The sequence below is a fragment of the Fusibacter ferrireducens genome, assembly GCF_015352425.1.
GTDB classification, from domain to species: Bacteria; Bacillota; Clostridia; order Peptostreptococcales; family Acidaminobacteraceae; genus Fusibacter_A; species Fusibacter_A ferrireducens.
Genome location: NZ_JADKNH010000005.1, coordinates 37,072 through 51,238 on the forward strand (window position 1 = coordinate 37,072; position 14,167 = coordinate 51,238).

A 14,167-nucleotide genomic window follows, 5' to 3' on the forward strand; every position below is an offset into this window, starting at 1 on the left:
ATTAAAAAAGCACACCCGAAAAGGTGTGCGACTATGTTAGTTTTTGACTCGGGTTACTGAAATGAGTCAATAGAACATCACTAATGCGCAAACTTCCCTCCGAAGCTTTGATCATTGAATATCATTGGCAGGTCTCCTGGCTTGGGGATCAGTCTACAGCTTCTCCTTCCCATGAATTTTGTTCACAGTGGTTTAGAAACTTCGTACTCCCATACAGTAGCGGGGGCTGCTGAGGCATTTGACCTCATTCCCTTTTATCCTATTTTAAAGGACCAATGACAACATTTAATTATCAAAATATGCAAATGCGTTGAGAAAAAAATAACGAAAATGCAACCAACGACATCATATCATAAATAGTGCTAAAATGCCACCTTATAATGGGGGAAATATACATGGATTAGGGTAAAAAATTGTGAGATCATTGGAGTTGTAATTTCAATATAGATTTGATTGAAACTGGCGGTTCTCTTAAATTGAGCTTATAATAGATTTAAAAGAAACGAATACAGGTGAAGAATTGCATGGGTACAAATAGAAAGGGTCTATTGTATTGAGATGAGTAGAGGTGAATCAAAGTGAAGATCCATTTTTATAGGCATAGGCCTTTAGGTATAGAAGTCATCGCCATTGATGAATCCAATGAGTACTATCCCGGTCATAATCATATCTCGCATTATGTGATTGGTCTTATGCTGAATGGGCAAGTAGACTTTCAGAAGAAACAAGAGGTCTATACGCTTGGCGCTGGAGATACATTCGTTGTTGAGCCTAATAAATGGCATTCAGTAAGAGCTTTAACACCTTTTTCACTGATTACTTTCGCCATAGAAAACACTTTTTTTAACACTTATTCTGTGGAAGAGGCTAAAAAGATTATTTTGCTGATGAAACAACAACCTGAATTATGCGGTCGATTGAGTGATGTGAATCTAGATTTGATTCTGAATCATATTGAAGCAATCTATAGGTTGAAAAAAACAAATCCAGCTACCTATAAGCATAGAGAACTGGATCACGTGAAGGCTTTAATCTGTGAAAATGCAACTGAAACTTTGAGTCTAGATGATTTGGCAAAAGTGGCTTTTTTAAGCAAATATCATTTGATAAAAAAATTTAGTGCAGAATTTGGATTAACACCTCATAATCTTAAGATTCAAAGGCAAATTAGATTAGCACAAAAGCAATTATTAGAGCAAAAATCAATTTCTGAAGTGGCACATAATGTGGGTTTTTTTGATCAAAGTCACTTCACGAAACACTTTAAAAAGATATTGAAGCTCACGCCGACAGATTATAAGCATGCTTATATAGAACTTGAAGTGATAGATTCTAAACCAAAGCAGGTATAAATTTTGCAAATAGATAGAGACCGTCAGCATCTGCGGTGACTTCGTGTTGTTCGCCCTTGTTAAAAATAGAGATGACGCCAGGCGCATAAGAAATTTGGGTGGTTTGATTTAGGCAAATGCCTGTGCCGGAGATGATCTCGTGTGTTTCGAGTTGTGATTCGTGGATATGCATACCAATTTTCATAAAGGGTTCAATTTTCACAAGATGATAACTAAAGAGACCATCTGTTTGCTCTGAAGTGATGATGTGCTTTAAGCTCACACCCTTGAATTGCTTGTGTGCATGCCACTGGAGCATATTAAATTCAACTGTTGAGTTGGGCAGTGCAAGGTGACCTTTTGAAAAAGTTTGAAATAAATTTGGGTTTTCCATAGTGTATCCTTTCTTTCTATACAATAGATGGTTTATACAAAACTGATTTTTGAAACTCTAATGATATTTGAGATATTGATATAATTCTAATGGAAATGCATCTAATTTAATTGTAAAAAATTGCGGTTATACATATGCAGGTGATTATATAGGGATGGTGATTAAATGGACATGCTTTTATTAATATTAACGGTTACAGTGATGACGTCACTTTGGTACTATCTTCAGAAAAAAACAGACTATTTAAGGCGAATAGAAAACAGATCAACAACAAATTTGTCTATAATTTTGTAGTGTCCTGTCTAATCTTAGCGTGTTTTATGCTCTTCATTAATAAAATGAATAAAACGGTATTTTGGGCCATGGCATTTTCCACAGTAAATGCTTTTATATTGAGAGAAAAAAGAAAGTTTGAGATTTTATGGTCAGCATAATAGCAAATTTAGTGAATGATCAACGAATTTACCTCTTGATTCGCAAATCCGAATATGGTACAATTTCGTTAATTGAATGCTAAATGTATGGATAGGAAGAGTAGTTTGTAGAGAAGGCGTAGAGAGCTGATGGTTGGTGAAAATCAGTGTTTTGAAGCAGATGAACATGGCCCTTGAACAGAACACATGAAATGAGAGTAGTGTGTTACGGATTTGTACACGTTAACGTACAGCTGATAGATTAGATCAGCACGAGGATATCATAGTGATGTGATATCAAAGTAGGGTGGTAACACGACATTGACTTCGTCCCTTTGGGGGAGCGAGGTTTTTTTGTTTTTTGTTTACAAATTTCTGTTTAAAAATCTAACTGAAGTATCAATAAAAAAATATGGGAGGTATTATGATGTCAAAAGGCACTTATTATGTAACAACACCAATTTATTATCCGAGTTCTAAACTTCATATCGGGCATACGTACACCACTGTGGCAGCAGATGCGATTGCAAGATATAAACGCGTAACGGGTTATGATGTAATGTTCTTAACTGGGACGGATGAACATGGTCAAAAGATTCAAAATGTGGCAAACGAACAAGGCAAGACACCAAAAGAATTTTTAGATGTGGTGGTGGGTGAGATCAAAACACTTTGGGAAACCATGGAGATTTCATATGATCACTTTATCAGAACCACGGATGATTACCACGAAAGACGTGTTCAAGAGCTATTCATGACGCTTTATAACAAAGGCGATATCTACAAAGGGGAATATGAAGGACTGTATTGTACGCCATGTGAATCCTTCTGGACAGAATCGCAACTTAAAGATGGCAAATGTCCTGACTGTGGCAGAGATGTACAAGTGACTAAGGAAGAGGCGTACTTCTTTAAACTCTCTAAATATCAAGATAAATTGTTGGCACTTTTCGAAAACAATCCAGATATTTTAGAACCAAAGTCAAGAGTGAATGAAATGGTAAACAATTTCATCAAGCCGGGTCTTGAAGACTTGTGTGTTTCAAGATCGACCTTTGACTGGGGTGTTCCAGTCCCTATCGATGAAAAACATGTCATTTATGTGTGGCTTGATGCACTGAGCAACTACATCACGGCACTTGGCTATCCTGAAATCAAAGATGGTGAATTTGCGAAGTACTGGCCTGCAGATGTGCATCTTGTGGGAAAAGAAATCGTGAGATTCCATACGATCATATGGTTCGCAATCTTAATGGCGCTTGAAATTCCAGTGCCTAAAAAGGTATTCGGCCACGGATGGATACTGCTCGAAGGCGGAAAAATGTCTAAATCTAAAGGCAATATCGTCGATCCAGTGGTTCTCATTGAACGCTACGGCGTGGATGCACTTAAATACTTCTTGCTTCGTGAATACACATTTGGACAAGATGGTATTTTCACAAATGAAGTATTACTCAATCGGATTAATTCAGATCTCGCAAATGATCTTGGTAACCTCGTTTCAAGAAGTATTTCAATGGTGGAAAAATACCGTGGTGGTGTTGTTCCTGCTCTTGGAACTGCAACTGAGTTTGATGAAGATTTAAAGAAAGTGGCGACCAATGCATATCTTGCGCTGGATAAAAAAATGGATAATTTAGATTTTTCAGGTGCGCTTGAAGAAATTTGGAAAGTCATCAGAAGAACCAATAAATATATTGATGAGACTATGCCTTGGGCACTTGCGAAGGATGAAGCAAATGCGGCTACACTGGACTCAGTACTTTACAATCTCATCGATAATATCAGATTGATTTCAATCTTAATTCAACCGTTTATGATCCATACATCAAGAGGGATTTGGAATCAAATTGGTCTTGTTGAAGGTGAAGCAACACAGTGGGATGCAGTCAAAGAAGCAAACCTCTATCCTGTGGGCACAAAGGTCGTAAAAGGCGAGTCTCTTTTCCCAAGAATTGATATTAAAGCAGAACTTGAAGCCCTTGAGGAAATGGCAGCCGCTAAGCATGTAAAAGAATTTCCACCGATCAAACCTGAAATCACAATCGATGATTTTTCAAAGATTGATTTAAGAGTGGCGACGATCCTTGATGCAAAGCCACATCCGAATGCGGATAAGCTTCTAATTTTATCCTTAAAAGTGGGTAACGATGAGCGTCAAGTGGTTTCGGGAATCGCTAAACACTATAAACCCAAAGAGATCATCGGTAAAAAAGTGGTCATCGTGGCAAACCTTAAACCCGTTAAATTACGCGGGGAGCTTTCTCAAGGCATGATTTTAGCGGCAACAGATGATGCGGACTTCTTGACACTTGTGACCGCAGATATAGAAGACGGTAACATCGTTTCTTAGATAATATAAATTGAATAAAATTGAAATAAGAATTTGAGAAATAAGAACTTGATAATAATCGAAATTCTTATGATGATTAACCTAACAAGGCATGATTAAATTAACAAAGCACCCCCTTATCCAATATCTTATGAAGGGCCTTCTTCAGACTTTAGTCGAGGGCAGAGTCCATAATAAGATTCTTGAATGAGGGGGTATTTAGTATACTCTGAACGATAAACGTCTTATCCATAGTCCGTACTAGAAAAACAATTGCGCCATGTAATAAAATGTATATTATAAATTGTAAATTTGTGTGTGAACATTGATATTTCTCCAATGCAATCCTGTTATATTAAAATGAATATTATTTTGAATCTCAAAAAAAGATTAAGAAAAATTAATATTGTCATTGACAATTTCAATAGGAAGGCACAGAATTATATCTATATAAACCCTTTTATATAAAACAATACTTTTAGGGTCAAAAGATAATTTTACATAAACCCTATACTCGATGATGTATGGCATATTTTCTATAAATCAAATTGGAGAGCATAGGGGAGTTTAACTTTGAACTTTTGGTACTTTGAGAAATGGTACATCTTAAGAAGAAAAGGACAGTTAAATAGGTGGCAATGGCGTCATTTAAGAAATACTGAGATCACTCTTTTATAAGTGAATACCATGGCAGACAAGGATGATTCAGTGGATGAGCTTACTGAAGTCGTCCTTTAATTTTAATATGGGGGAGCGATATAGATGAAATATATTATTAAACGTTTATTGGGGACCATTCCTATTGTCATAGGCGTAAGCTTGTTGCTTTATATCATGCTTAATATTGTACCTGGAGATCCAGTTGCTTTGATGATGGGAGAACATGTGAATGCAGATACCATTGAAAGAGTGAGGGCAAGAATGAATTTGGATGACCCACTTTTAGTGCGGTTTTCTAAATATGTATTAGGTGCATTTAAGGGTGATTTGGGCTATTCCTATAAATTAAAGCGCGAGGTTTCAACATTGATTTGGAAAGCTTTTCCGAATACGGCGATCCTTGCAGTTGCCGGTGCTCTGGTATCTTGGATGATTGGTATTCCAGCAGGCGTAATATCGGCGGTTCGTAAAAACACAGCAGTGGATTACGGCGTTATGACTTTCGCTTTGATTGGCGTATCCATGCCAGTATTCTGGTCAGGTCTTTTATTTCAGTACCTCTTTGGACTTAAATTAAAGTGGTTGCCGATTTCAGGTTTTGATGGACTAAACATCAAGTATATTGTTATGCCTGCCATTGTTTTAGGGTGGAGTTCCGCTGCGACGATTGCCAGATTGACGCGATCAAGCCTTCTTGAGGTCATGAGTGCAGATTATATCAGGACAGCTAGAGAAAAGGGGCTTTTAAGATATCAAGTGATTATGGGACATGCACTTAAAAATGCATTTTTACCTGTGCTCACTGTGATGACGATTCAAATCGCTTCACTTTTATCGGGTGCCGTGATCACGGAGACTATTTTTGGGATTCCGGGAATCGGCCGAATAGCAGTCAGTGCGATTCAAACACGTGATATGCCTCTGTTGCAAGGGAGTGTCATGTTCACAACTATTTTAATTATTTTGGGAAATCTAGTGGCGGATGTTTTGTACAGCTTTATAGATCCTAGAATTAAATACAATTAGGGGGATTCATGATACAGAGAACACAGTTTTTTAAGGAAATCGCAATGGATAGCAAATTGAACAGGCGGTCACCCTTTGGGTTTGGTCGCAAGCGCTTAAAATATATGATGTCAATTGAAGCCACAGAAGCAAAAAATGAAAGTGATTTGGCAACTTCGGAATCTTCAAAATCCTCTAAAATACCGAACAACGGAAAGTCGCCGCGAGATGCAGAGGACTTGGTAACGGAAGAGCATTTTTGGCAATCGCTTTTTAAGGGCATCTATCGTGATAAAAAGGCATTGGTTGGTTTGGTCATGGTATTTCTCTTTATATTAATTGCCTTATTAGCACCTTGGATCGTACCACATGACCCGTATGCTGTAGACATGGAAAAAGTTTTAATTGCGCCAAATTCAACCTATGTCATTGGCACGGATTTTCTGGGCAGAGATATTTTGAGTCGAATCATATATGGTGCGAGAATTTCACTTGTAATTGGCCTGGTGCCAACACTGATTTCTCTTGCAATTGGGACGTTTTTGGGGATGGTATCCGGCTATTTTGGAGGTAAGATAGACTATTTGATCATGCGACTTGCAGATGTCTGCATGGCCTTTCCCTCACTACTACTTGCCATGGTTGTCATGTATACTCTGGGCGCATCACTCTTTAATATATTTATTGCATTGAGTATTGTGAACTGGGGAAGTACGTCGAGAATCGTCAGAGCTCAAACCCTTTCGATAAAAGAAAAAGAGTTCGTTGAAGCAGCGCGCTCTATTGGCGTTGGCAAATTCAAAATTTTATGGCGTCATATATTTCCGAATTGCATTCCATCGTTAATTGTTTTGTTTACCTTGAGTGTGCCAGAAGCAATTATGTCTGAGGCAAGTTTATCCTTTTTAGGTGTTGGTGCTCAACCCCCTACGCCGAGTTGGGGTTTGATGATTTCAAGAGGAAAAGAATTCCTTTTTTCATCGCCATGGGTTGCGATAACACCTGGGGTTGCAATTTTCTTGGTTGTAATTGCCTTTAACTTTATTGGTGATGGCTTAAGAGATGCATTAGACCCGTACACAAAACATTGAGAAAGGGAGGCGTGATGATGAATGAGACTGTGGTAGAGATTCAAAATCTCAAAACCTATTTCGAGACGGAAAAAGGCTTTAATCCTGCTGTGGACGGTGTTTCTATGATCCTAGAATCCGGTAAAATTATGGGGCTTGTGGGTGAATCCGGTTCTGGAAAAAGCATGACGGCAATGTCCATATTGGGCTTGATTCCAAAACCCTTTGGTCAAATATTGCCTGAGAGTAAAATTCTGTTTGAAGGTGATGATCTGACAAAGTTAAGTGAAAAAGAACTCGCTAAGATAAGGGGTAATAAAATAGCAATGATCTTTCAAGAGCCCATGACGTCCTTGAATCCCGTCTATACAATTGGAAAGCAATTAATGGAACCTCTCAGGCTTCATAAGAATTTATCAAAACGCGAGGCCAAGGTTTTGGCACTCAAATATCTAGAGCAAGTGCGCATTCCAGATGCGGCAAAACGTTTTGCTTCATATCCGCACCAACTTTCTGGGGGGCTCAGACAACGTGTTATGATTGCAATGGCATTGACTTGTGAACCCAAGCTCATCATTGCAGATGAGCCGACCACGGCACTGGATGTGACCATACAAGCTCAAATTTTGGAACTTTTAAAGGATATACAGGTAAGACTCAATACCGCCATTCTATTTATAACGCATGATTTGGGCGTTGTAGCGGAACTTTGTGATGATGTCTGCGTCATGTACGCTGGAGAAGTTGTGGAAAAGTGTGATGCAGATAGACTCTTTGAGACGCCGATGCACCCCTACACAATTGGCCTTTTAAAGTCACTGCCTAAAATTGACGATGATGTAGAGGAACTCTATTCCATTGAGGGCATGGTACCAAACCTGATTCATGTGCCCACAGGATGTCGATTTGCACCGCGTTGTGATAAGTCTAAGCGCATTTGTTTTGACGCGTTGCCACCACGCATACTAATTGATAAACAACATGAAGTTTTATGTTGGCAATACGATGAAGGAGCGTGGTCAAATGAGTGAGATCTTATTAAGTGCTAAAAATTTAAAAAAATACTATCAAGTTTCTAACAATACTCTATTTTCAAGTAATGCCAACAAGGGGATTGTTAAAGCTGTTGATGACATTACGCTTGATATTCCAAAGGGCAAAACACTCTCATTGGTGGGTGAATCGGGTTGTGGAAAAAGTACACTGGGGAGGACTTTGATTAATCTAATTGATCCCACAAGTGGAGAAGTTCTCTTCAATGGTAAAAATATACATGCCTTTAATGCGCAGGAAGAGAAAGCCTTTAGAAAGTCCGTTTCCATTATTTTTCAAGATCCCTATGCCTCTCTAAATCCACGTATGAAAGTGAAAGATTTAATTGGAGAGCCTCTTTTAACACATGGCATGAAAGCTAAAAAGGAGCGCTATGCGCGTGTATATGAGCTGATGAAGATAACAGGGCTCAAAGAGGAGTACGCCAATCGCTATCCGCATCAATTTAGTGGTGGCCAGAGACAGAGAATCGGTATTGCCAGAGCTCTTGCCCTTAACCCGAGCTTAATTGTCTGTGATGAAGCGGTTTCGGCGCTGGACGTTTCCATACAAGCACAAATTTTAAACCTGCTTAAGAAGTTACAGCGAGAATTTAATTTAACCTACCTTTTTATATCGCATGATTTAAGTGTTGTCCGTTATGTAAGTGATGAAGTCTATGTCATGTATCTTGGGCAAATTGTGGAGGCAGGTAAGCCAAAGGCATTGTTTGAAGAACCGATACATCCTTATACACAATTTTTAATCAGTGCGGTGCCAATTGCAGATCCCAAGAAGAGGGATCGCAAAAAACTAATCTTAGAGGGAGATTTGCCAAGTGCGATTAATCCGCCACAGGGCTGTAGGTTCAACACAAGATGCCCTTATGCAACTGAAATTTGCACAAATGTATGCCCAGAGCTCGTCACTGAGGACGATCGAAAATTTGCCTGCCATCATCCATTGGGATAGAAAACGATACAAAAATGATGTGGAAAATGGTTTTTGTTGTCATGCTTTCATACAATAAAAATCATTCTATATAAAACTCATAAAATAAGAGGGGGAAAAAATGAATAAAAGGTTAATGACACTGGTACTCGTATTTGTGATGATTTTTACACTGACAGCATGTGGTGATAAAAATGCGGATTCAGCGACACCAGAAAAGGAAAAGGTTGTATTTACAGTACCTTATGAAAAAGATCCAGGTACAATTGATGTTGCCAAGACGACAGAATACTATGGACTGCCGCTTAATGTTTTTGACCGCTTAGTTGAATCTGTAACAGTGGGTCCTGGCGAAAGCAAGTTGGTACCGGGGCTTGCAGAAACTTGGTCTGTGAGTGAGGACGGATTGGTGTACACTTTTAATCTTAGAAAAGGTGCCAAATTCCATAATGGAGATGAAGTCAAAGCAGAAGATGTGTATTTTACTTTTGACAGAATGCTCAATCCAGAGACTGAAGGCCTTAACACGGATTTCTTTGACATGATTCAAGGGGCTCAGGCGAGAATGAATGGTGAAGCGGATACTACCACTGGGATAAAAATCGTCGATGATTATACGATAGAAATCACTTTAGAGGCACCTTTTGGACCATTCGTTGCAGGTCTTGCGACACCAGCAGGTTCTGTTTATTGTAAAAAAGCAGTAGAAGCTGCAGGTGATCAATTTGGGGTAGATCCTGAACTGACTGTTGGCAGTGGTCCGTTTAAACTGACGGATTGGGTTGTCAATGATAAAATTGTTCTCGATACCTTTGTGGATTATTGGGGTGGAAGAGCACAATACGATGAACTTATTTATAAAATCGTCCCAGATGCGGAGACGGCTAGAATGTTGTTTGAAAATGGCGAAATAGATGTCTTTGATTGTGATATGGCGAGAAGTCAAATTCCTTATTTTGAAGAAAATGAGACTTGGAAAAATAATATCGTTTCTGGACCAAGGGTTGGTGTTTACTATATCTGCTTAAATGAATCGATTGCACCACTAGACAACGTTACTGTAAGAAAAGCTTTGCAGATGGGCATTGACCGAGAAAATATTCTCAAGCAAATGTATTATGGCAAAGGCGTCTTAGTAAATGGGATTATACCACCGGGCTTATATGGCTACAATAAAGATTTGCCAGAAATCACGTATGATCCTGAGAAAGCAAAATCACTTCTTGCAGAAGCTGGTTTTCCAGATGGCTTTGATATGGAAATTACTCAAGTAAGTGACAATGCGTCAACTTTGAAGATTAATGAAATTGTACAGTCCGATCTTGCGAAAATAGGGGTTAAACTTACAATTACACAATTGGATTCTTCAACGTTCTTTGGCATTAGAAAAACGGGTAAATTGCCAAGTTACTTTAATAATTGGTCTGCAGACTACAATGATCCTGATAATTTTGTGTACACATTCTTTGATAAAGAAAATGCAATTGGTCGATCTTTTAATTATGTAAATGACGCTGTTCAATCTAAATTAGATGCTGCACGCGTTATGACTAATCCTGAAGAGCGCATTGCACTCTATCAAGAAATTGAAAAGACTATCGTGCAAGACGACGCTGCTTGGATTCCACTGTTTGAGCTCGATCATCTCTTCGTTGTCCAACCTTATGTTAAAAACTATACAGTGGCATGGAATGGTTGGTCTGATCAATCCTTTTACAATATTGTAATTGAAAAATAGACGACTTAAAACAGAAGGGGTTCATGCTGTGAGAAAAAAGCATGAACCTCTCTTCTGGTCTTGGAGTGGACAAGTTATAAATGATTGAGATTGTCGTTTAGATATAAAAAGATTAAGATAGAATTAGATTAAGATAGAGTTGAAGAGATAAAATAATCATGGACAATCGTAATGTGGAAGGAGAAGGTATAATGGAAAAGTTGACACTATCTTCAAGAATAAATGCCATCAATTACAGTTTTAGTGGCACAATGGGCGTTTATGCAAACGACTTTAAGGGCAACACCATTGAACTGAATGCAGATGAACACTTTGAAACGGCAAGCTGTATCAAGGTGCCTATTCTGGCGACGCTTTTAAGACGTGTGCATGAAAAGCAGATCCATCTAGATGACAAGATCAGTTATACGCCAGAAAACTATGTCGATGGCAGTGGCATCTTAAGAGCGCTTAGCGTAGGATTAGAGCTGTCTATTTTGGATTTTGCCACACTGATGATTATTGTAAGTGATAATATAGCCACCAACACTCTCATCGAACTTTTGGGTATAGATGCCATTAACGAAACTTGTGAAATCTTAGGGCTTAAAGAGACAAGGCTTCACAACAAAATTGATTTTGAAGCCTATAGACAGCTGGGCACGACAACGCCACGTGAGTATGCTGTGATCTTTGAACTCGCCTACAAAAAGAAACTTTGGAGTGCCGAGATGAGTGACTTATTTGTGGCAATTCTCAAAAAACAGCATTACAACACCATGTTGACCAAAGACCTGACACCGTATTACTTTGATTCAGAGGATACCGGGGATGAAGAACTCCTTTCAATTGCTTCTAAAAGTGGCAGTATGAACGCATGTAGGAATGATGGCGGCTTATTCTACACCCCTTACGGCGGCTATGTGATCACAATTTTAACAAAAGATTTCAGAGATCCACTGTACTACTCAGAACATGAATCCTACCAGTTTGGGCCCAAAGTAAGTCGATTGATCTTGGATCATTATTTATCGCTTAAAGGTTCGTTTTAAACTTAATAATGCTAATGTAAATGCAAATAGGCTCACAACTAAACACCTTATGAAGGGACTTCCGCAGACATCCGCCGCGGACTGGGACCTTATTGAGGGGGGATTGTGAGCCTTGCTATTTGAAAATGAGTGGCTAAATATCGTCTTTATGACTTTTGTATGGTATAATAAACCGTGTTTTTTATACAGGAGACTTAAAAGATTAATGGTGTTTTTAGGAGGCAAGTCATGTTGTTTGATTCACATGCACATATAGATTCAGAGCAGTTTGATCATGACAGAGATCTTGTGATCAGACGTGCGCAGTTGAATGATATCTCATATATTATGAACCCCGGTGCGGATTTTGAGTCCAGTGAAAGGGCTGTGGCACTCGCTGAAAAATATGACTTTATCTACGCTGCAGTGGGTGTGCACCCACACGATGTTGAAACGATGGATGATCAAATGTTGGCAAGCCTTAAGACGATGGCTCAAAAGGAAAAAGTAAAGGCAATTGGCGAAATCGGACTCGACTACTATCGAGATTTGTCACCGAGGACACTCCAGAAGAAGTGGTTCGTGGCACAGCTTAGACTTGCAAAAGCTCTTGATATGCCCGTGATTATTCATGATCGGGACGCCAATGACGATGTGCTTAGGTTGTTAAAAGAAGAACAGGCTTTTGAAACGGGTGTTTTAATGCACTGTTTTTCGGGTAGTAAAGAACTTGCCAGACAATATGTGGCACTTGGCGCCTATATTTCCATTGCGGGACCGCTGACTTTTAAGAATGCACGCAAGGCAGTTGAAGTCGTTGAGACAGTTCCAGTTGAACGGTTGATGATTGAGACGGATTCGCCTTATTTGACGCCGGAACCCTTTAGAGGAAAGCGCAACGAATCTATGTATGTCAAATACGTATGCCAGAAAATGGCGGATATCAAAGGTATCTCTTATGAACAACTTGCAGAAATCACGCTTAATAATGCGAAAGCATATTTTAAAATAGAATAGAAAATATAAAGCGTGTCAGAGTGTTAAAAGTCAAAGAATAGGATAGCCTTTTGTCCCATGATTTTGTTGATAAAGGCATAGGATTGAGGGGTTACGCCAAATGATTATTGGACACTTTGACCAAAGATGGGAGTATGAATATGAGTTCTAGAGGTATAAAATCACTACTTCTACTCGTCATATTTGGCTTAGTCATTATTTTCGGTATTAAAACAGTCTTTAAGCATGAAGTCGTCATCATAGATGAAGACAAAACGGTCACCATAAGCACCTTTGAAAGTAAAATACCTAAAATTTTGAAGCTTGCAGATATCAATTTGAGAACAGAAGATCGAATTGAGCCAAATCTAGATGAAGCCATCGGTAAAGATGGCAAAATAGTCATACAACGTGCAAAACCGATTACCCTTGTAGAGGGAGAAAAACAGACGACGATATACAGCACTGAAAGCAAAGTTGGTGCAGTACTTGAATCGGCTGGGATTACACTTGGAAAAGATGATCAGGTTTATCCGAGATTAAACGATGCTGTTGCAAGGGATAGACTTATAGAGATTGTAAGAGTCAAGGTCGCTTATGAAACCGTTTCTGAGAAAATTCCCTATAATACAGTTTACAAGATGACGGATTCAAAATCGCCTGGAGAACATGAAATCTTATCAGAGGGTAAAGACGGCACCTTGGAGTGTCGGTTTAAAATCGTCTATGAAAACAACGCGGAGGTTTCTAGGCAGATGGTTTCAGATAAAGTTGTATTGGCGCCGGAAACTGAAATTATAGAAGAAGGCTTAGATAAGCTCTATGTAACCAGTCGAGGGATGCCCTTTAGATATAGGGAAGTTTTAATTCTTAGAGCAACAGCTTATGACTTGTCGTACGAAAGTTGCGGTAAGAATCCAGGAGATCCGGGTTATGGTATCACTCGATCAGGTACAAAAGCGAGACCTGGTGCAGTGGCTGTAGATCCAAGGGTTATTGCTTTAGGTTCTAAACTCTATGTGGAATCGCTTGATGGGACATCGGATTATGGTTTTGCGTCAGCTGAGGATACGGGAAGCGCCATAAAAGGTAATCGAATTGATCTTTTTATCAGTAACAGAGCACAAGCTTTGCGCTATGGCGTACACCGTGTGAGGGTCTATGTACTCGATGAGAAGATTCCAGAAGAGATGCTTGTGGGCTATTCTAAAAAATAAAAAAACGGAGCAATAGAT

At 39.0% G+C, this 14,167-nt stretch carries 11 protein-coding genes, 1 riboswitch and 1 other annotated feature; of the genes, 10 read left to right on the top strand and 1 reads right to left on the bottom strand.

Annotation, left to right across the window (positions count from 1 at the left end; genetic code table 11):
• Positions 1–109: 109 nt before the first annotated feature.
• Positions 110–292: riboswitch (cobalamin riboswitch) on the bottom strand.
• Between the two features lie 286 nt (positions 293–578).
• Positions 579–1,352 carry a helix-turn-helix transcriptional regulator gene (locus ISU02_RS24295; RefSeq protein ID WP_194701505.1) on the top strand — a complete coding sequence of 258 codons (774 nt, stop codon included), beginning with the start codon at positions 579–581 and terminating at the stop codon, positions 1,350–1,352.
• Here ISU02_RS24295 and ISU02_RS09030 read toward each other — a convergent pair.
• Positions 1,333–1,725, bottom strand: coding sequence for a cupin domain-containing protein (locus ISU02_RS09030; RefSeq protein ID WP_194701506.1), 393 nt, complete (start codon positions 1,723–1,725; stop codon positions 1,333–1,335). The genes ISU02_RS24295 and ISU02_RS09030 overlap by 20 nt on opposite strands.
• Before the next feature lie 513 nt (positions 1,726–2,238).
• Positions 2,239–2,476, top strand: a binding site (T-box leader).
• 89 nt (positions 2,477–2,565) lie between these two features.
• Here ISU02_RS09030 and metG point away from each other — a divergent pair.
• From metG to ISU02_RS09075, 9 genes are all read left to right on the top strand, one after another.
• Complete coding sequence (gene metG, locus ISU02_RS09035; RefSeq protein ID WP_194701758.1) at positions 2,566–4,491, top strand: methionine--tRNA ligase; 1,926 nt, start codon at positions 2,566–2,568, stop codon at positions 4,489–4,491.
• A 741-nt stretch (positions 4,492–5,232) separates the two neighbouring features.
• On the top strand, positions 5,233–6,156 hold the full coding sequence (locus tag ISU02_RS09040) for an ABC transporter permease (protein ID WP_194701507.1): 924 nt from the start codon (positions 5,233–5,235) through the stop codon (positions 6,154–6,156).
• Positions 6,157–6,164: 8 nt separating this feature from the next.
• Positions 6,165–7,226 carry an ABC transporter permease gene (locus ISU02_RS09045; protein ID WP_228727774.1) on the top strand — a complete coding sequence of 354 codons (1,062 nt, stop codon included), beginning with the start codon at positions 6,165–6,167 and terminating at the stop codon, positions 7,224–7,226.
• A 17-nt stretch (positions 7,227–7,243) separates the two neighbouring features.
• Positions 7,244–8,236: an ABC transporter ATP-binding protein gene (locus ISU02_RS09050; protein ID WP_194701508.1), complete on the top strand. Its 993-nt coding sequence runs from the start codon at positions 7,244–7,246 to the stop codon at positions 8,234–8,236.
• Positions 8,229–9,209 (top strand): ABC transporter ATP-binding protein, encoded by a 981-nt coding sequence (locus ISU02_RS09055; RefSeq protein ID WP_194701509.1) that lies wholly within the window; start codon positions 8,229–8,231, stop codon positions 9,207–9,209. The genes ISU02_RS09050 and ISU02_RS09055 overlap by 8 nt, the downstream gene beginning before the upstream one ends.
• 100 nt (positions 9,210–9,309) lie before the next feature.
• Positions 9,310–10,926 carry an ABC transporter substrate-binding protein gene (locus ISU02_RS09060; protein ID WP_207736239.1) on the top strand — a complete coding sequence of 539 codons (1,617 nt, stop codon included), beginning with the start codon at positions 9,310–9,312 and terminating at the stop codon, positions 10,924–10,926.
• A 191-nt stretch (positions 10,927–11,117) separates the two neighbouring features.
• Complete coding sequence (locus tag ISU02_RS09065; protein ID WP_194701510.1) at positions 11,118–11,957, top strand: serine hydrolase; 840 nt, start codon at positions 11,118–11,120, stop codon at positions 11,955–11,957.
• A 228-nt stretch (positions 11,958–12,185) separates the two neighbouring features.
• Positions 12,186–12,953 carry a TatD family hydrolase gene (locus ISU02_RS09070; protein WP_194701511.1) on the top strand — a complete coding sequence of 256 codons (768 nt, stop codon included), beginning with the start codon at positions 12,186–12,188 and terminating at the stop codon, positions 12,951–12,953.
• Positions 12,954–13,093: 140 nt separating this feature from the next.
• Positions 13,094–14,149 carry a 3D domain-containing protein gene (locus ISU02_RS09075; protein WP_194701512.1) on the top strand — a complete coding sequence of 352 codons (1,056 nt, stop codon included), beginning with the start codon at positions 13,094–13,096 and terminating at the stop codon, positions 14,147–14,149.
• Positions 14,150–14,167 lie beyond the last annotated feature (18 nt).